Source organism: Prevotella illustrans (genome assembly GCF_017426725.1).
GTDB lineage: Bacteria > Bacteroidota > Bacteroidia > Bacteroidales > Bacteroidaceae > Prevotella > Prevotella illustrans.
Genome location: NZ_JAERMS010000004.1, coordinates 85088 through 104752 on the forward strand (window position 1 = coordinate 85088; position 19665 = coordinate 104752).

Annotated in this window: 13 protein-coding genes; 7 read left to right on the plus strand and 6 right to left on the minus strand. The window is 40.8% G+C overall.

The genetic code is table 11. From position 1 onward, the window contains the following. The first annotated feature begins 58 nt into the window (after positions 1 to 58). From JHU38_RS02525 to JHU38_RS02535, 3 genes are all read left to right on the plus strand, one after another. A complete protein-coding gene (locus JHU38_RS02525) occupies positions 59 to 490 on the plus strand; it encodes a plasmid mobilization protein (RefSeq protein ID WP_107582598.1) in 432 nt (143 codons plus the stop codon). Next, on the plus strand, positions 474 to 1541 hold the full coding sequence (locus JHU38_RS02530) for a relaxase/mobilization nuclease domain-containing protein (RefSeq protein ID WP_107582597.1): 1068 nt from the start codon (positions 474 to 476) through the stop codon (positions 1539 to 1541). The genes JHU38_RS02525 and JHU38_RS02530 overlap by 17 nt, the downstream gene beginning before the upstream one ends. A gap of 427 nt (positions 1542 to 1968) precedes the next feature. Then, positions 1969 to 2646 carry a DnaJ domain-containing protein gene (locus tag JHU38_RS02535; protein WP_107582596.1) on the plus strand — a complete coding sequence of 226 codons (678 nt, stop codon included), beginning with the start codon at positions 1969 to 1971 and terminating at the stop codon, positions 2644 to 2646. A gap of 390 nt (positions 2647 to 3036) precedes the next feature. On the opposite strand, the gene secA is transcribed toward JHU38_RS02535, so the two are convergent. The 3 genes from secA to JHU38_RS02550 all read right to left on the minus strand — a co-directional run bounded on the left by secA (position 3037) and on the right by JHU38_RS02550 (position 9160). After that, positions 3037 to 6396 carry a preprotein translocase subunit SecA gene (gene secA / locus JHU38_RS02540; RefSeq protein WP_107582595.1) on the minus strand — a complete coding sequence of 1120 codons (3360 nt, stop codon included), beginning with the start codon at positions 6394 to 6396 and terminating at the stop codon, positions 3037 to 3039. 127 nt (positions 6397 to 6523) lie between these two features. Further along, positions 6524 to 7927, minus strand: a complete 1404-nt coding sequence (locus tag JHU38_RS02545) for an alkaline phosphatase family protein (RefSeq protein ID WP_107582594.1) — start codon at positions 7925 to 7927, stop codon at positions 6524 to 6526. 6 nt (positions 7928 to 7933) lie between these two features. Beyond that, a complete protein-coding gene (locus tag JHU38_RS02550) occupies positions 7934 to 9160 on the minus strand; it encodes an Lnb N-terminal periplasmic domain-containing protein (RefSeq protein ID WP_107582593.1) in 1227 nt (408 codons plus the stop codon). Between the two features lie 130 nt (positions 9161 to 9290). Here JHU38_RS02550 and JHU38_RS02555 point away from each other — a divergent pair, with 130 nt between their 5' ends. The 4 genes from JHU38_RS02555 to JHU38_RS02570 all read left to right on the plus strand — a co-directional run bounded on the left by JHU38_RS02555 (position 9291) and on the right by JHU38_RS02570 (position 14881). Then, entirely contained in the window at positions 9291 to 10583 is a 1293-nt protein-coding gene (locus tag JHU38_RS02555) for a hypothetical protein (RefSeq protein ID WP_107583152.1), read from the plus strand. 38 nt (positions 10584 to 10621) lie between these two features. Next, positions 10622 to 11284, plus strand: coding sequence for an LPS export ABC transporter periplasmic protein LptC (locus JHU38_RS02560; protein WP_107582592.1), 663 nt, complete (start codon positions 10622 to 10624; stop codon positions 11282 to 11284). Between the two features lie 53 nt (positions 11285 to 11337). Further along, on the plus strand, positions 11338 to 12570 hold the full coding sequence (locus tag JHU38_RS02565) for a hemolysin family protein (protein WP_199222683.1): 1233 nt from the start codon (positions 11338 to 11340) through the stop codon (positions 12568 to 12570). A gap of 169 nt (positions 12571 to 12739) precedes the next feature. After that, entirely contained in the window at positions 12740 to 14881 is a 2142-nt protein-coding gene (locus JHU38_RS02570) for a peptidylprolyl isomerase (RefSeq protein ID WP_107582590.1), read from the plus strand. A gap of 449 nt (positions 14882 to 15330) precedes the next feature. On the opposite strand, the gene JHU38_RS02575 is transcribed toward JHU38_RS02570, so the two are convergent. The 3 genes from JHU38_RS02575 to JHU38_RS02585 form a co-directional block, all read right to left on the minus strand. Further along, positions 15331 to 17631 carry an ATP-dependent helicase gene (locus JHU38_RS02575; protein ID WP_199222675.1) on the minus strand — a complete coding sequence of 767 codons (2301 nt, stop codon included), beginning with the start codon at positions 17629 to 17631 and terminating at the stop codon, positions 15331 to 15333. Between the two features lie 28 nt (positions 17632 to 17659). After that, positions 17660 to 18397 (minus strand): monofunctional biosynthetic peptidoglycan transglycosylase, encoded by a 738-nt coding sequence (gene mtgA / locus JHU38_RS02580; RefSeq protein ID WP_107582589.1) that lies wholly within the window; start codon positions 18395 to 18397, stop codon positions 17660 to 17662. A 98-nt stretch (positions 18398 to 18495) separates the two neighbouring features. Next, positions 18496 to 19173 (minus strand): OmpA family protein, encoded by a 678-nt coding sequence (locus tag JHU38_RS02585; protein ID WP_107583148.1) that lies wholly within the window; start codon positions 19171 to 19173, stop codon positions 18496 to 18498. Between the last annotated feature and the right edge of the window lie 492 nt (positions 19174 to 19665).

Here is a 19665-nt window from a genome sequence, read left to right on the forward strand (position 1 = left end):
CTCCGTTCTCATCGGTCAGTGTTCAGGAATTAAGCAATAACGAAAAGAGGACTTTTATATGAACAGATACAATAGCAAGACTGCCCGATGGCAGCAGCAGGAGAAGAAAGAACTGCGGATGAACAAGACGGAGTTCATCAAGGTAAGGTGCACCTTAGAGGAGAAGCAACGAATTAAATCAAAGGCAGAAAGCGCAGGGCGGAAGTTCTCAGATTACTGCCGTGAGATACTCCTTAATGGAGAGGTAACAGCAGTTCCTAAGATGACGGACAATGAAAAGGAAGCCATTGCTATACTCCAGCATACAGGACGATTCTATGGGCAGGTTTCCAATCTCATCAAGGTTAAGGACGAGGATTGGCTACATATCACAAAGAACCTCTCGCTATGTGCAAAGGAAGCATTTAAGCGATTTTACGACCCCTATTTTCGTGTGGACGATGAGATATATAAGGTCTTAAATCTGACAAGAGATGATAGGAAAATGTAAGGCGATAGCCCACGGCAGCACGGCTCTGGACTATATTTTCAGAGAGGGCAAGCTCGGCTATCGGCTTGCCTTCCACAATCTTTGCAACAGGGAGCCAAAGGCAATCTATGAGGAAATGAAAGTGGTCAGCGACTACAACAGCCGTTGCAGGAACAAGTTTCTCCGTATCGAAATAGGCATCGCACCTCAGGACGAGAAAAAGCTGCCTGTGTCCGAACTTATGAGGATAGCCCATTTGTTTGCCAAGCGAATGGGACTTGACAACCACCAATGGGTGGCAGTAACGCACAAGGACACCGACAACAGACACATTCACATCATTGCCAACCGTATCAGTCTGTACGGAGAGGTCTATGATACCACCTTTGTGAGCAACAGGGCAGCAAGGGTGGCGGAGGAAATCAGCAGGGAGAAAGGTTTGACTATTGCAAAAGAGGTCAAGGCGGAAAGGAAACACCAAAAGGTAAAAGCCAATCCCACGAGAGAACAGACAAAGACAGAGGTGCAACAAATCTGCTATGCCTTACTCGGCAAATACAAGGGCAGTGGCATATCTGGATATTCTATGTTCCTCTACGACCTTAGCAAGAGTGGCGTAACCATTGACCGCTTGAAGAACAAGCAGGGCAAGGTCTATGGCTTGAAGTTCTCATATAACAGACAAAGTTTCAAAGCTTCTGAAATCGGCAGGGAGTTCGGTTACCGTTCCTTGCAGAAGAACTTTGAGATAAGCAACAAGACAGAACCAAAGAAAGCAACGACAATGGCAGACGAGCCGGCAAAGAACAACGCTCAATCCGATAGAGGCTATCAACTTGTTCCTCCCAGCCGCTCCTATATACCATCTGCCAACACAAATGAACGTTCATCTATTGCACAAGCCGTAGGCAATGTGGCAAGTACTGCCATAAATGCAGCCGAAGAAATCATTTCCGGAGCAGGCGGGTTAATCAACCCACAGACACACGGTGATGATTATGCCGAGACAGCATGGCAGCACAGGCTCAGAAACCAAGCCAAGAAAAAGAAGAAAAGAGGAAGAGGATTGTAACCACTTTTCTCTATTCCTAGTCTCTATCCCAAAACGAAGACAAAGCAAAAGAGAGAAATCTTCATCAAAAACGCTTGTTATTCAAAGCAAATGATTATCTTTGCAAATAGAATAACAAGCGTTCTTTGTTAATGCAGAAACCTGCGATTGAAAGTAATTCGCTCGTTTCCAAATCGTTACCTATTTAGTCTATGCAACAAGGTAACTTCTTTATTTTCAATTAGATACATTTTGAGAATTATCTTGCAAGGTGAAAGGGCTGCTTTTGGAAAAGCATTGTTTTTTATAATGTTTTCGCCGGTGGAGCACATTAATCCCATTGAGCATTCTGTTATATTATTCTCACGTTTATAGTAGCACGTATGCCCATAGGCATGCTTTTTGCTGGGAGAGTCTATAAATGAATTATAATTAGGAGGTTTGAATTATGGCATTTATTGATTATTATAAGATTTTAGGCGTTTCAAAAGATATTCCACAGAAAGATATCAGAAGTGCGTATCGAAAGCGTGCCAAGGAATTTCATCCCGACTTGCATCCTAATGACGTAAAGGCTAAGGCCAAGTTTCAGGCACTGAATGAGGCGTATGACGTGTTGTCTGATCCGGATAAGCGTAAAAAGTATGATCAGTATGGCGAACGGTGGCGTGAAGCTGACATGTTCAATAGTAGTGCCGAGCAGGGTAGTGGAGGCTTTGGCAGGAGTAGTGCCGGTGGTTCGCCATTTGACGGTTTTGATTTCTCATCGTTTGGATCGGACGGAGGCTTTTCCAGCTTCTTCCAAGATCTTTTTGGAGGTGGAGTTAAAGCCGGTGGGCGGCGGTCGCGCCAGAGTAGTGGCAATTCGGGTATGATGAACGCGAGCGTAGACATTGGTCTGAAAACGGCCCTATTGGGTGGCGAAGTTGTTATTCAGTTAAATGGTGGGGAGAAAGTTCGTTTGAAAGTTAAACCTGAAACACAGAACGGTACCAAAGTCCGTTTGCGTGGCAAGGGCTATGACAAAGGCGATGGCACGATGGGCGATTTGATAATTACCTATAATGTTGTATTGCCAACCGGTTTGACTGAATATCAAAAAAGTCTAATCAGGCAGGCATTGTAAAATAAGAAATAGGAGAGAAGTCTTGTTTAGCGCAAGAATAACATTATTTTATAGGTAAAATAAGCGCGTAAAAAAAGCGATGGCCTTCACAGGCAACCGCTCCAAATCTTCAATAGGTATTAGTTTCTTTAAGGTAAAAAGATTGTTTTCAGGATAACGATGCAAATATACGTATTAATTTTTGATGCGCAAAATATTTTGATTAATATTTTTTTAAGAAAATAGTTGTGTGCCCACACAATGAAAAAATATATAAGAAAAGAGATTTGTTTCTTTCAAACCTGGTTGGTTAAGGCCAACAAGGCCGGAAAAACAAATCTCTTTTTTTGTTAATCTAAGAAAACGCTGTCTTCAAAACGTTAAAAGTGATAAGCTATAGAAGCCCGGACTTTATCGTATATTCCTGCCGTGGCAGTTTTTAAACTTCTTGCCAGACCCGCACGGGCACGGATCATTAGGACGAGGCAGCTTTTCGGCACGATAGGGGGTGTGGTTAGTTCGGGAGGCTCCCTCACGTGTATCTTGCGTAGCGGCCTGCCGTTGTGCGTTGCGGGCTTCCAACTCTTCAATATTATCTTTTTGCTCTACGTAGTTTTGTCGCTCGCGAATTTCGGGAGCAGCCTCATGCACTTCCTGTTGCTGCATTTCAGGAATCTGGCCACGCATCAACACACTGCAAATGCGATTGTTCATGTCGTTGATCATCCCGTCCCAGAGTTTTACACTTTCCAGTTTGAAGATAAGCAATGGGTCTTTCTGCTCGTAGCTTGCATTTTGAACGGAATGGCGTAGTTCGTCGAGCTGTCGGAGATTTTCTTTCCAGTTATCGTCGATGATATGCAACATGATTTGCTTCTCAAACTCCTTAACAACGCTCTTTGCTTCAGATTGGTAAGCCTCTTTAAGGTTGCAAGGAATCTGATAGGTACGCTTGCCATCGGTAATAGGCACAAGGATGCGCTCAAACATAGAGCCTTGGTTTTCTTCAACCTGCTTGATAACGGGGAAGGCAACACTTTGAATGCGTTCGATTTTGCGCTTGAAGTTATCCATGGCCATTTGGAACGTGCGCTCTTCTATTTCCTCACGATTGTCGTTAAGAAGCTCTTCTTCGGTAATCGGACATTCCATGGCGAGCACTTTCATGAATGCTTCTTTCATGCCTTCGTAATCATTCTGTTCGATGATATTGGTGACGCGGTCCCAAATGGCATTCGTAATATCCATGCCGATACGTTCGCCCATGAGCGCGTGGCGACGTTTTTCATAGATAACGGTACGTTGCTTGTTCATCACGTCATCATATTCGAGCAAGTGCTTACGAATACCGAAATTGTTTTCTTCGACTTTCTTCTGCGCACGCTCAATACTACTGCTGATCATCGGACTTTCGATACGTTCGCCATCCTCAAAACCAAGACGGTCCATGACATGGGCTATACGTTCACTGCCGAAAAGGCGCATGAGTTTATCTTCCAATGAAACATAGAATACGGAAGAGCCCGGATCGCCTTGACGGCCTGCACGACCACGCAACTGGCGGTCGACACGACGGCTTTCATGGCGTTCTGTACCGATAATGGCCAAGCCACCTGCTGCTTTTACTTCGGCTGATAGCTTGATGTCGGTACCACGACCAGCCATATTGGTCGCGATAGTCACCGCGCCAAGGCCATTGGTACTTTGACCGGCAAGCGCCACGATGTCGGCTTCTTTCTGGTGAAGCTTGGCATTCAGAACTTGGTGTGGGATGTGACGCATTTGCAACATCTTTGACAGCAGCTCTGAAATTTCTACAGAAGTGGTACCTACCAGGCAAGGGCGCCCACTTTCACGCATGGCAATAATCTCTTCGATGACGGCATTGTATTTTTCACGTGCGGTCTTGTAGACGCGGTCGTCTAAGTCTTTGCGTACAACGGGGCGATTTGTCGGAATCTCTACCACGTCAAGTTTGTAGATATTCCAGAACTCACCGGCTTCTGTTGAAGCTGTACCGGTCATACCTGACAGTTTGTGATACATACGGAAGTAGTTCTGCAGCGTAATGGTAGCAAACGTCTGCGTGGCAGCTTCAATCTTTACATGTTCTTTGGCCTCAATGGCTTGGTGAAGCCCATCGCTCCAACGGCGACCTTCCATGATACGACCCGTTTGCTCGTCTACAATCTTGACTTCGCCATCCATAACGACATATTCGTCGTCTTTATTAAACATGGTATAGGCTTTGAGAAGCTGTTGGAGTGTATGAACACGTTCGCTCTGAATACCATAATGATTAAGAAGTTCATCTTTCTTGTTCAGATAATCTTCTTCGCTAAGTTCTTTATGGGTTTCCAATTCGGAGAGTTGAGAGGTTATATCGGGCAATACAAAGAGATCGGCGTCGCCCGTCTGTCGAGCTAACCACGCGCCACCTTTGTCTGTGAGATCTGCGGAATTCAGTTTCTCATCAACAACAAAATACAGAGGTTCAACAGCCTTTGGCATCTCTCTGTTGTTGTTTTGCATGTAGTATTCTTCCGTTTTCAGCATACCGGCCTTGATACCTTCCTCAGAAAGATATTTGATGAGTGGCTTGTTCTTAGGCAGTGCCTTGTATGAACGGTAGAGTGACAGAAATCCCTCTTCGTTGAGTTGGGCCGCTTTATTCTTATCTGTTTCGTTTTGAGAAGCGGTAATCTTCTGTTTGGCATCGGCCAGAAGCTCTGTAGCCTGCTTGCGTTGTACTTCATAGAGCTTTTCTACCAAAGGCTGATATTGCTCAAACATCTGATCGTCTCCTTTGGGGATAGGACCTGAGATAATCAATGGTGTTCGAGCGTCGTCAATCAGCACGGAGTCTACCTCATCGACAATAGCGTAGTTGTGCTTGCGTTGTACAAGATCGGCCGGACTGTTAGCCATGTTATCGCGCAAATAATCGAAACCGAATTCGTTGTTTGTACCAAAGGTAATATCTGCCAAATAAGCCTTACGACGTTCGTCGGAATTAGGGCGATGCTTGTCGATGCAGTCAACGGAAAGACCATTGAACATATAAAGTGGCCCCATCCATTCAGAGTCACGCTTGGCCAGATAGTCGTTGACGGTTACAACGTGGACACCATTGCCGGTAAGTGCATTAAGGAATACCGGGAGGGTAGCGACGAGAGTCTTACCTTCACCGGTGGCCATTTCGGCAATCTTACCTTGATGGAGTACCGCGCCACCGAAAAGTTGTACGTCATAGTGAATCATTTCCCATTTGAGGTCGTTTCCACCGGCCGTCCAATGGTTATGATAGATAGCTTTATCACCGTCGATAGAAATAAAATCATTTTGAGGATTGGCAGCTAACTCACGATCAAAATCGGTAGCGGTTACGATTGTCTCTTCATTTTCGGCGAAGCGGCGTGCCGTATCTTTTACAATGCTAAAAGCTACAGGCAATACTTCGTTCAGAGCTTCTTCATAAATGTCTAAGACTTCTTTCTCTAATTTATCTATTTCGTTGAAGATATCTTCGCGTTTGTCAATAGGGAGTTCTTCTATTTGGGCCTTTAATTCTTTAATCTTTTCTTTTTGCTCATTGGCCGATTCTTGAACATACTTTTGGATTTCTCGGGTCTTGGCGCGAAGCTCATCGTTACTAAGTGCTTGAATTTCGGGATATGCGGCTTTAACCTTTTCGACAATAGGTTGGATCAACTTCATATCACGCGAGGATTTATCACCGAATAATGATTTTAGAAATTTGTTAAAATTCATTGTTTATATATTATATTTATTATTTCATTATGATGTTGCAAATTTGCAAAACAGTCTTTGTAAATCTACAGTATGTTATCGTTTATATGGGTTTTGAGGGCAAGTATGGCCCAAATTCATATAAATATTAAAAAAGTGGTGACTTAGAGCACGCATTAGGTGCTCGAATCCTGATGGATTTTGCGATGGTAGGCGCAATGTGATCTACCGTGACAGGCGTAAGAATATTTTCATGTTTAAGTCCGTTTCCGTAAAAAATAATGGGGAAAGGGATAAATGCAAAACGACTTGTGGAAGTCTCTTGTGTATCTTCGTTATAAAGTTTCCATCCTGGAGCAATCTCGATAATGATATCACCGCTGTTTGCCGGATTGAAGCCATTCCTTACTTTATGCAATGTTCCATTGTCAGATAGTAGCCGCTCGAGTGTATAAACATCTGAAACACCGGCATTTTGAATCAGCAGTTCCTGGCAACTGTTCAGAATATTGTGTAGGGAAAGTTTCTTCTGCTCTATCAGCTTGTGGTTGAGATAGATTTGATTGTGATAGTAGGCGCTGACATATTGCCCTTGCCCATAAATAGCACTAAGATAGACATTCAACAGTTTGGAAGTCCGATTAATGTAGAATGTCCCAGTTGGTATTTTATAGTTTTGATAATCTTCTGCCTCATCATCCCGTCCTGTACTTGTCAGAACAAATAGTACACGTTCTTTGCCAACCTGTAATTCGATCTCATTGATGAGTTTACTGAGCGTGTTGTCCAATTGCATGTAAACACTCTCCATTTCGGTTTGCCAATTGAGTACAGGAGCTTCTGTTGGTGCCGAGGCAGACAGTGTAATATGAAGTAAGTCGGTAATCTCGTCAGCTCCCATTGCTGCGGCTTTGATGGTTGTGACAGCCATGGCGGCAAGTGCGTCGTTTTTAGAGGGATGTTGCTTGTCTATGGCTAATTTGCCGGACAGACTGTTAAACCATTTTTCTGAGCTGTTAGAATAGAAAGACGTTCCTTTCCATCTTTTACTTTCATGATCAATCCAAATAGCATTATTAGCCGCATGACCGGCAGACAATATGGCTGCGTCGGGCATTGATGCGATCGCGTAGACAATGCTGGCTCCATGGGATGAAACCTTCATTTCATCCCCTAACGTTGATGTCTTGAGATTACCGGGAGAGTAAATGAATTGATCATCGGAAATACAATAGGTAGGCCGTAATGTCTTGCGATCCAGCCAATTCGTAGAAATAATTCCGTGATAGAAAGGCGTAGTTCCTGTTGACAATGTGGCCAAAGCGGATGATCTGTCAACAGGAGTGAAAGGATAAGAAGCAGTTTCGTAAACTTTGCCTTCCCTTAAAAGTTTTTTAAAGCCATTGAGAGTAAATAATGGTGAAAAAGCTTCCAGATAATCAGAGCGTAACTGGTCTACCGTGATGTTAACCACAAGTCTGGGGGCTAGCTGAAAAGCTTGTATCTCAGCAGTTGTAAAAGCTGCTATTAAGAAAGCTAAATACCGATTCAACGCTTTTTATGTATAAAGGTTATTTACTCGTATATACAATGTAACTCGCAGTATCAAAATTAATGCCAACAAGATGATGCCACTGGCATATGTCTGAATAAGAGCTCCCAATAAGCCGACAATATAACAGCCAAGTAATATGGTGCTATAACTGCGACTCTTTCGTAGGCGAGGGACTAAGAGTCCTATATTCAGAGGGTTTAGAATGAATATTTGGAGATTACAGTTGACGGTTGGGTGTTGACTGAAGATCATTGCTGTGAGTATGAAACCTGCCAATCCGGAAATTCCCCATGTCAAACTGTCACATATTTTGCCAATGATAGGGTAAGTATGGTGTCTCACTTCATGGATGGAGATACATATAAAGACGATGGCTATGGCTATGATAAGATACAGCGGATTATTTATTAAAAGAGCATCTAACCGAGCCTTTTGGTGGATTTGAGCTTCATGAGGTGAGACCAGCCAGCGTGTCTCTTTTACTAATTTATATTCCTTTCCGTCCTTTGAGACCAGGGTTGCGCGATCAAAATCCTGCCTCAATTGATCAGGAAGGAATTGTCGCGCTTTCTCGTCGATGCGAACATCCGCCTTAAAGCCGAGTAAAAGATCATTGCCCCAACGTGACCAAAGATGTTCTTTGTTCCATTGATGGATTTCTTTTCGGAAGGATGTGTTAATGGATTGATTATGAGGAAAAACAATTGATTCATTTAAATGATTCAACAAAATATCCCGTGCTCTTGTCGTACAATTGTCATAAAAGAAATTGTATCGGTAAACTCGATTTTCTGGAAGGTAATTCGTGCGAATAGCTTCTATGATATTTTGTTTATCCGTATTGCTGATATTTAGAATTTGTTCTTTCACCCATCTTCCTTCTGATAAATATTCAGTAATAAAGTTGGAATAGGGGATGATGCCCATTTCGTAATCAGTTAATCCAAAGATAAAACGCAAAATGAAATATTTTTGACGAAACGAGAACATTCCATAATTTATTACAAAGTCTTCTCCGTCGGCTCGGTTACAGTATCGTATGGCGGTATGTCCATAAAGACTATAGATTTGATCTCCAGGGCCACATGTAATAAGGCTAATTGCTATGGAATCGTGCTGAAACCTATTTATCTGGGAGGTAAGAACGCGATCTTGTGCTTTAGCAAAACTTGTTAAAGACACTAAAATAAGGAAGATGGCGTTTCTAAAATACCATTTAAATTGTTTCATGATGCAAAAATAACCTTAATTTCTCAGTTATCGTGCAATTGTTTCTTTTTTTTTTGATAATTTTGCATGCTGAATATGTCAGAAACTTTCATTGAAAAGTTGGTGATAAAGTATCGTGAATAAGTTATATATGAAAAAAATATTTCTGAGTGTGGTCATTCTGAGCTCAACATTAGTTGCGTCTGCACAGAGTGGGACAAATTCTCCTTACAGTCGTTATGGTATAGGAATACTAAGTGATCAATCGGGAAGTTTTAATCGGGGAATGAACGGATTGGGCATTGGTTTTTATGAACATAACCAAGTAAATTATCTTAATCCTGCATCTTATTCACAATTGGATTCCCTTACTTTTATTTTTGATGCGGGCGTTTCCGGCCAAATTACCAATTTTAAGGAAGGGAATGTAAAGAAAAATGCAAAAAACGCCGATTTTGAATACGTAGTAGCCGGTTTCCGGGTTGCACGCCATCTTGGCCTTAGTTTTGGTGTTTTGCCCCTATCTAATGTAGGCTATAATTACGCTGTTACAAATTATGTAAGCAGTAATAAGACTACGTCATATCAAAATACCTACAACGGTAGTGGCGGTTTGCATCAGGCATATCTTGGTCTGGGCTGGATGCCTTTTAAGGGATTTGCTATGGGAGCAAACGTTTCATACGTTTGGGGAGGAATTAATCGTTCTCTTGTCAATAGTTACAGTGAATCCGGCGTGAACTCGATTTCTAAAAAATATTCAGTTTCCGTCAATAACTACAAGATTGATTTGGGTGCCCAGTATTCAATTACGATTGATAAAAAAGACAATTTGACATTAGGGGCAGTTTACGGTCTTGGTCATAAGTTAGGCGCGGATTTGACTTGTGACGTGATTTCTTCTAATCAGCAGACAGCAACTGCTGATACTGCCAAATATACGATTGCCAATGGTTTGGAACTTCCTCAGAGTTATGGCTTTGGGGTGATGTGGGCACATAGGGATTCTTGGCGCTTTGGTATTGATTATCAGACACAGAAATGGGGTGATTTAAAAATGCCATTATATTCAAGCGAAACTCCCAAGGCTACGTATCAGCTGGTGGGTGGACAGTATATGGATCGCCAGAAAATTACGTTAGGCGGTGATTGGTGTCCTTCAGCCCGTAGTCGTCAATATGTAGACAGAATGCACTATAGAGCCGGAGTCTCGTATGTGACACCTTATTATAAAATAAATGGTCAGGATGGTCCTAAAGAGATGAGTGCCAGTATTGGCTTGGGATTCCCGATTACTAATTCATGGAATAATCGTTCGCAGCTGAATATCAGTGCCCAATGGGTTCGTCGGGAGGCTAAAGGATTTATTACAGAAAACACTTTCCGCATTAATATTGGCTTGACATTTAATGAACGTTGGTTTGCTAAGTGGAAAGTTGAATAGTTTTTAGTGCTGTTCTCAGAATTATAGTTTGCTACAGCATGAGAAGATTGTTGGTGTACCTTGGTGTGTGTGTCTGTTTTTTTTGCTCTTGCCAGGAACAGAAAGAACATACCGCGCCCGCAATTCATGATCGCGATTCAGCCGCAGTCATGATAACTTATGGTGTTAATACTTTAATATCTGATTCAGGCGTTATAAAGTATAGAATTGTAACAGAAGAGTGGGAGGTTAACCAAATTAGAAAACCTTCTCGTTGGATCTTTAACAAAGGACTTTTCTTAGAGCAATTTGACGAAAAAATTCATGTGCAGTCTTATGTTCAGTGTGATACGGCTTTTTATTATGATCAATTAAGACTATGGGAGTTAAGAAGCAGAGTTCGTATTCTGACTAAAGACGGGCTGAGATTTTCAAGTGAACAACTTTATTGGGATGAGTCTTCCCATGAATTATATTCTCATGTATTTTCTCGGTTGGTAACTCCCGAGCGTACCTTGCAAGGTAGTTATTTTCGAAGTGATGAGAAAATGACAAAATATTTCGTTTCGAATTCGAAAGGGGCATTTGAACGTACTGATTTGGTAGGTGAGGGAGACACGTCATCAGACTCTACAAAGAATGCGCAGGATTCGATTCAGAAATCCATGCGTCAACAGGCTTTGCCTCAACGTAAGAATGTATCAATACCTTTAACCCACTAAAAGCATATATATTGGAACAGGTTGATGTTTCGTTGATTGTTAGCATCATCGTAATGATGGCTCTTTCGGCATTCTTTTCCGGAATGGAGATAGCTTATGTCTCAAGCAACAGAATGTTGGCGGAAATGGAAAAAGAGAGTGGGCGTTTGTCGCGTAAAATCATAGATTTGTTCTATCATCATCCAAATGATTTTGTTTCGACGATGCTTGTTGGAAATAATGTCGTTTTAGTTGTTTATGGAATCTTGATAGCACGTTTGTTTGATTCGACAATATTTAGTCAATTTGAGCCGGCGTTTACAGTTCCGGCTGATACGATTTTATCTACGGTGATAGTTCTTTTTACCGGAGAGTTTCTGCCCAAAACATTATTTAAGAGTAATCCTAATTATTTGCTGACGATTTTTGCAATTCCAGCATTCGTTTTTTATATTATGCTTTGGCCGATTAGTAGATTTGCAACTTCGTTGTCGAAAGGCTTATTGAAAATGATAGGAATTAAGGTTGCCAGAGACTCGGATAGCGATGAATTCTCAAAAGTCGATTTGGATTATTTGGTTCAGTCCAGTATTGACAGTGCAAAGAATGACACACAGATAGATGATGAGGTGAAGATATTTCAAAATGCGCTTGATTTGTCAGAGACTAAGGTAAGAGATTGCATGATTCCGCGAACAGAGATTAATGCCGTTGACATAAAGTGTTCACAAAGTGAGCTGATGCAAAAATTTGTGGAAAGCGGAAACTCCAAAATCATTGTCTACGATGAGGATATTGATCATGTTGTTGGCTATATACATTCTTCAGAAATGTTTAAAGGGCCTTTGGATTGGCATAGTGGTATACGACAAATTCCTTTTGTGCCGGAAACAATGTCTGCACCTAAAATGATGCAAATTTTCTTACAGCAAAAGAAGTCATTGGGTATCGTTGTCGATGAGTTTGGAGGAACGAGTGGTATTGTTTCTTTGGAAGATATCGTGGAAGAAATCTTTGGTGATATAGAAGATGAGCATGATAATTTGAAATATATTGCTCAAAAGATCGGCGAGAATGAATATATTATTTCTGCTCGATTGGAGATTGATAAAATCAATGAGATGTTTGGTTTGGAATTGCCGGAAAGTGATGAGTATATGACTGTCGGAGGCTTGATTTTACATGCGTACCAAAGTTTTCCTAAACTGAATGAAGTAATAAGTTTGGGTAAATACAATTTTAAGATATTAAAGAATACAAGAACGAAAATCGAGTTAGTAAAATTAACGGTTTTAGAATCAAGATGATAAAAGTCCTTGACAGCAAGTTTTTTAGGTAATTATTACGCTATTTGCTATTTTATTATTATTTTTGTACGCAATTTGTGCAATAAGAAATCTTTATTAGCTTTTAGACAGCAGAATATGTTGTCGCTAACACATGAGAAAATAGAAATATAAATAAGTTTATAAAACAATGGCAGCATTAGGAAAAATTAGAGGCAGAGGTCCAATTCTGATTGGTATAATCGGTTTTGGCCTGTTTGCGTTTATTGCCGAAGAGGCATTCCGCTCTTGCGAGGCTACTCAGAATGACAGGCGCCAGCAGGTGGGTGAAGTGTTAGGTGAGAAAATCAGTGTTCAAGATTTTCAAAAAATGGTAGATGAGTACACAGAAGTTGTAAAAATGCAACAAGGTACTCAAAGCTTGAATGAGGATCAGCTTAATCAAGTAAAGGATATGGTTTGGAATACCTATATCCAGACAAAGATTGTAGAGAAAGAAGCAGAAAAACTGGGATTAGCTGTAACTAATACAGAGTTGCAGAATATCTTGAAAGAAGGAACTAACCCCATGTTGATGCAGACACCTTTTGTTAATCGTCAAACCGGGCGTTTTGATGTATCCGCCTTGCAGAAGTTTTTGTCAGACTACAAAACTCAAAAGGGTACAAATCCACAACTTGCTCAGCAGTATGACGCGATTTATAAGTACTGGTCATTTATAGAGAAAACTTTACGCCAACAGATTTTGGCTCAAAAGTTCCAAGGACTTTTTGCCCATTGCCTTCTTTCTAATCCTGTAGAAGCAAAAATGGCCTTCAAGGAAGCTAATGAAGAAAGCCAGATCCAATTAGCAGCTTTTCCGTATTCATCTATTGATGATTCAAAAGTTGAGATTACAGAATCAGATTTAAAAGCTAAATATGACGAGTTGAAGCCTCGTTTTAAGCAGTATGTAGAAAGTCGTGATATTAAGTATGTTGACGTTCAAGTGACACCCTCTGCCGCAGATCGACAGGCTATCCAAAAGCAATTTGCCGCTTATGGAAAAGAACTTGCCGCTGCATCTGATCCTACGGAAGTGGTGCGTAAAAGTACTTCTCTTATAAACTATTTGGGCATTCCCGTTTTGAAAACAGCTTTTCCTTTTGATATAGCCAATCGCATTGATTCGATGTCTGTGGGACAAGTTTGGGGCCCTGTAGAAGACAAACAGGATAACACGATGAATCTGATTAAGTTGCTGGCAAAACAGCAATTGCCCGATTCTATTCAGTATCGCCAGATTCAAGTAGGTGGTGCTTCTGCCGCAGACGCGCATAAAACCGCGGATTCAATTTATACAGCACTCCAGAAGGGTGCAGATTTTGAAACTCTCGCTAAAAAATACGGACAAACAGGCGAGAAAGTATGGCTAACTACAAGTCAGTATCAGAATGCGCCATCTTTGGATAAAGATACAAAGAATTATATCAATACTTTGAATACTTTGGGGCTGAATGAAACAAGGAATATAGAGCTGGGGCAGGGTAATGTAATTGTCCAGGTTGTAGATCGCAAGAGCATGGTAAGCAAATACATTGCTGCTGTGATAAAAAAGACCATTGAATTCTCAAAAGATACTTATAGTGCTGCGTTTAATCGTTTTAGTTCATTTGTTAGTGCTAATCAAACTGGTGCTGATGTTTTGAAGAATGCGGCTAAAAGCGGATTTAGGGTTTTAGAAGCAAATAATATCACGACCGCAACACATTATCTGGCCAATATTCACAGTACTCGTGAAGCTTTAAAATGGCTGTTTGGCGCAAAAGAGGGTGATGTATCTCCAATGTATGAATGTGGTGACAATGATCATTTGTTGTTAGTTGTTCTTGATAAAATTCATGCGGTGGGCTACCGTTCTCTTAATGATCCTCAAGTGAAGGAGATGGTTAAGGCAGAAGTTTTGAAAGACAAAAAGGCTGAAATGTTATCTGCCAAATTGAATGGTATTACAAGTATTGCCGCGGCTAAGGCCAAAGGAGCTAAAGTTGCGCCTGTGAACCAAGTTACTTTTGCAGCTCCTGCATTTATTGCGGCTACCGGGGCAAGCGAACCTGCACTGTCCGGTGCTGTAGCGGCAACAGCCAAGGGACAGTTCTCTAAGCATGTCGTAAAAGGTAACGCAGGCGTTTATCTTTTCCAAGTTACCAATAAGAGTATGCGCCCCGGCAAGTTTGATGATAAGACCGAGGAGCAGAAGATTCGACAGAAGATCACTCAATATGCAGGTAACTTTATGAATGAACTTTATATCAATGCAAAAGTGACTGACAACAGATATCTCTTCTTCTAAGATAAGCTTTTCTATAAATAAAAATCCCTCAGAAAACTTCATACATTGTTTTCTGAGGGATTTTTGCAATATTACGCCAATTCGGAATAAGTTTTCTAAAATTAGCAGTGTTTTAATGCTTTGATTGCCCGGGCGGGAAGTCACGGCAAATGACGGCAGGCTTGCTCAAGTTGAGCAAACGTCAAAGCAAAATAGATGTTAAATGCTCAGCTTGAGCAAACGTCAAAGCGAAACGGATGCTAAATGCTCACGCTGAGCAAACGTCCCGGCAAATGACAGCAGCTTTGCTCAACACGGGCAAACGCCACGGCTTGATTGTCCGGGCGGAAAGTGATAAATCATGCCCTAACGGCTCACACCACGATATTTCCCGGTAGACGCAAATCAGTCTTTAGAGAAAAAACTTATCCCGAACCTGTAATATTGGATAATTTTTTGGTAGAAACTATTTATGACTTGACAATCGTAAAACGGGCAAATTTAAGAAGTAACTGTTTACTCCCACTATTTTCAAATTCGACAGTTGCCTTTTGATTTTCACCGGTACCCTCTAATTTGACGATTTTTCCCAAACCGAAACGCTGATGTTCAATCAAGGTTCCAATAGATAGTTTGCCCTGAGAGGTGTTAATGCTTGTAATGGAGCTTGCTTCTGCTTCCTGTGGGTCTACCTTTTTTCTCAAATATCTACCGGAATCTTGTCGTTCCATAGAGAAAGCTGTACGAAGAGAGTTCAATCTTTCATCATACTCTTTGTGGGCAGTATTCTCATACATATCGACTTCTTCCTCTACAGACATAAAGCGAGAATCTATCTCTGTAAGGAAACAGCTGGGGGTGCAGAACTCTGTCTTTCCGTAGCGCCAGCGATTGTGCGCATTGGTTAAGAAACAATGCCGCTCTGCCCGTGTAATTGCAACGTACAACAATCTACGCTCTTCTTCCAAACTACGTAATGAACTTGCAGACAGAGGGCTCGGGAAAATATTTTGTTCCATTCCGACGATGAAAACCGTTCCATACTCCAATCCTTTAGAGCTATGAATAGTCATAAGGTTTACCTTATCTTCGCCATGCTCGTCTTCGCTTTCTATATCCGTAAGCAATGCAATCTCCTGTAAAAAGTCAGAAATTCCAGCCTCTTCTATTCTTCCTTCTTCTCTACGCTCTTCTACAAAGTTTTGTATAGCGCCAAGAAATTCATCAACATTCTCTTGACGAGCCATTGCTTCCGGTGATGTATCACCATAAATGTCTTTATTAATTCCTGATGTTTTAATAATATCCGCCCCTAACTCATAGGCATCTTCCTTGTCGGCTCGTTGTATGTAGCTCTGGATCAAACTATGAAATATTGAAAGCTTTGCGGCAATTCCTTGATTGATATCTAAATTGAAATGGACAGGATCACTGATCACATGCCAAAAGCTTGTTGCATTTTCTATTGCGCAATCTGATATTTTTGCCATGGTAGAATCCCCTATGCCGCGAGAGGGATAGTTAATAATCCTTTTCAATGCTTCTTCATCATCGGGATTGGCTACTAAACGATAATACGCGATTATATCCTTTATCTCCTTGCGCTGATAAAAACTTAAACCTCCAAAAATCTTATAGGGAATATTCTGTTTTCGTAACTCTTCTTCAAAACTTCGACTTTGAGAGTTTGTCCGATACAGAATGGCAAAATCGGAATAGTTACAATCATCTTCGCGCTTGATCCTCTTTATATTTTTACATACGATCAGAGCTTCTTCCTTGTCACTATGAGCGCTTCTATATTGTATTTTTTCCCCTTCGGCATTACAAGTAAAGACTTCTTTTTCTATCTGAAGCGTGTTCTTTTTTATTAAACTGTTGGCTGCTTTTACAATATTTTGAGTAGACCTATAATTCTGTTCCAATTTAAAAAGCTTAGCTCCATTATATTGTTGCCGGAAGCTCAGGATATTATCAATGTTAGCCCCCCTGAAACTATAAATACTCTGCGAATCATCTCCTACTACACATATACGCTTTTTCTTTTGCGTCAACATGTAGACAATTTGCTGCTGAACATAGTTTGTATCCTGGTACTCATCAACCAAGACATAATCAAAGCGATCCTGATATTTATTGCAAATATCAGGAAAGTTCTGAAACAACGTGAATGTATGAACCAACAAGTCATCAAAATCCATTGCGTTGGATTTCAGACAGCGCTGGTTATAATTTAAGTAGATTTTTGCCATTTCAGGCATATCGTCTCTTAGGTCATTTTTTAACAATGCAGAATTACTGCTATATGCGGCTGGTAAAATCAGTTTGTTTTTAGTTAAAGAAATCTTCTTGTGCACAAAAGCAGGCTTGTAAACTTTATCATTAAGCCCCATCTCTTTGATAATTGTCTTCAACAGCGACCTACTATCACTCTCATCATAGATGGTAAAATTAGAAGAGAATCCCAATCGCGTAGCCTCTACTCTCAAGATCTTTGCAAAAATACTATGAAAGGTACCCATAAAAAGATAATGTGCCTTTTCCTCACCAACAATTGCCGCAATTCTTGCTTTCATTTCATTTGCAGCTTTATTAGTAAAAGTCAATGCCAAAATACTCCATGGATGATATCCTTGTTGTAGCAAATAAGCAATCTTAAAAGTAAGTACACGAGTCTTGCCGGAACCTGCGCCAGCGATAACAAGTGCAGGCCCTTCATTATATTCAACGGCTGCTCTCTGTGATTGATTAAGCTCTTCTAATATGTTCATTTCAAAATTAAAATAGGAAGTAATATTATTAGCGATGGTGATAAATTCCTCCTACCGCCGTGTTTGGATCATAGTCCTCACCCGCTTTGGGGAAACTTGGTATATAACGCATGTTTTTCAGAATCTGCCGTTGTCGTTTCTGTATGTATGCACTTGGAATCTTGCTGCTAAATACCCTTGGATTGGGCAATGTTGCCGCTATCAAGGCACAGTCAGCCCGTGTCAGTTCGATGGCTTTCTTGCCAAAATGATATTCCGCACAAGCGTCTGCGCCATAAATACCATTACCCATTTCTATAGAGTTTAAGTATACTTCCATAATACGTTGTTTACTCCACATTAGTTCTATTAATGTAGTGAAATAGACTTCAAAACCCTTGCGCAACCAGCTACGGCCTGGCCAAAGAAAAACATTTTTAGCAGTCTGTTGACTAATAGTACTTGCTCCTAACTTCTTTTTGTGTTTCATATTTCGCCGTACTGCTTTTTCAATAGCTGCATAATCAAAGCCATGGTGCAAAAGAAAACGCGTATCTTCGCTTGCCATTACGGCGACCGGCATACTGGGAGATATATCATCTAATGATACCCAATGATGATGAAGGGTTATGCTTTCACCATTACTAAGTTGTTGAAAGCAACGAATGACCATCAATGGGGTAATATAGACAGGAAGAAATTTCAGAAGGATAACACTCAAAAACGAGGTGGCTAAAAATAGCCCTAACGTCCATCTAAAAGCCTTCCAAATTTTGTGAGTAAACATGTAGAATAATAACTAAAACCGTTTTTATAATGCAAGAATGGTCATCGCTATCAACATAACGATGACCATTCTACAAATTATTATTATGTAAACAGCATTTATTTCAATGTGCCATTATTGGCAGCTTCCACCATAGCCTTGCTTGCATAGAGGTAAACTTCTACACGGCGATTCTGTTGGCGGCCGGCTGAAGTTGAATTATCTGCAACCGGTTCTGAACTGCCTTTGCCATTAATATTCTGCAATTGAGCGGCATTTACACCACAACTTTTTAAATAATTAGCAACACTAATAGCACGGTTGTTACTCAAAGGAATATTGATACCATCATTACCTGTAGAATCGGTATGTCCATAAATATCCACATAGCACTGATTATTATCTTTCAACACAGTAGAGAACTTTGCCAACTCACCTTTGCTTGTTGAATTTAACGTAGCTTTATTAGTCGCAAACAAAATTCCGCTATCAAATGTCACCTTTACTGCTTTGAGCCCGTTTGCATCCGTAACCTCTTCTACTTTGGCATTTTGAACCTTAGCTGCAGTTTCTGCTGCCACTTTATCCATATGTTTGCCAATAATTGCACCTGTGCCTGTTCCCACAGCAGTTCCTATTGCCGCACCAACTGCTGTGTTTCCTGCAATTTTGCCAATAATACCCCCAAGAAGAGCACCGCCACCGGCTCCAATTAGAGCTCCTGTCCCTTGCTTGGTTGCACAACTACAAATAGCCAGCATGCACATGCTTAATGTCATCAATTTAAATTTCTTCATAATCTCTAATCTTTTTAAATATAATAGTTTATTATTCAATATGTCAATTTTCTGCAAAGGTAATCGTTTTTTTTACCAACGCCACAGCTTTGTTAACTTTTTTCAATAGTGTCCTAAATAATTTTGTGAAAACGCATACAAAGTTTCATCAAATCATATGATTTGACGTATTTTGTTTCAACGGTAAATTGTACATCTCTGACCGGGTCAGTAGAAAATTAGTGGGGACAGGTTTACAAGTATCGATGATATCTACCGCACCCTGAATTATCTTTACATATACCATCAAAAAAGTGGCATTATTCTGAAAAAGAAAAGCGCCGGACGAAAATAAGCGATTGTAGAGCAAGTTTATAAAACGTTGGTTATCAACACATTGTACTTTTAAGGCTGTTTTCTCTTCGCTTTTTCGCCCTTAATCGCTATGCTTTCAGGCTGTAATCGCGGCCCTTTCATCGGCTAAAAGCTATGGTTTGGCGGCGTAATCGCTGT

Coding starts and splice junctions, on each gene's coding strand:
- JHU38_RS02525 (WP_107582598.1), top strand. CDS start 59: ATGAACAGATACAATAGCAAGACTGCCCGATGGCAGCAGCAGGAGAAG.
- JHU38_RS02530 (WP_107582597.1), top strand. CDS start 474: ATGATAGGAAAATGTAAGGCGATAGCCCACGGCAGCACGGCTCTGGAC.
- JHU38_RS02535 (WP_107582596.1), top strand. CDS start 1,969: ATGGCATTTATTGATTATTATAAGATTTTAGGCGTTTCAAAAGATATT.
- secA (WP_107582595.1), bottom strand. CDS start 6,396: ATGAATTTTAACAAATTTCTAAAATCATTATTCGGTGATAAATCCTCG.
- JHU38_RS02550 (WP_107582593.1), bottom strand. CDS start 9,160: ATGAAACAATTTAAATGGTATTTTAGAAACGCCATCTTCCTTATTTTA.
- JHU38_RS02555 (WP_107583152.1), top strand. CDS start 9,291: ATGAAAAAAATATTTCTGAGTGTGGTCATTCTGAGCTCAACATTAGTT.
- JHU38_RS02560 (WP_107582592.1), top strand. CDS start 10,622: ATGAGAAGATTGTTGGTGTACCTTGGTGTGTGTGTCTGTTTTTTTTGC.
- JHU38_RS02565 (WP_199222683.1), top strand. CDS start 11,338: ATGATGGCTCTTTCGGCATTCTTTTCCGGAATGGAGATAGCTTATGTC.
- JHU38_RS02570 (WP_107582590.1), top strand. CDS start 12,740: ATGGCAGCATTAGGAAAAATTAGAGGCAGAGGTCCAATTCTGATTGGT.
- JHU38_RS02575 (WP_199222675.1), bottom strand. CDS start 17,631: ATGAACATATTAGAAGAGCTTAATCAATCACAGAGAGCAGCCGTTGAA.
- mtgA (WP_107582589.1), bottom strand. CDS start 18,397: ATGTTTACTCACAAAATTTGGAAGGCTTTTAGATGGACGTTAGGGCTA.
- JHU38_RS02585 (WP_107583148.1), bottom strand. CDS start 19,173: ATGAAGAAATTTAAATTGATGACATTAAGCATGTGCATGCTGGCTATT.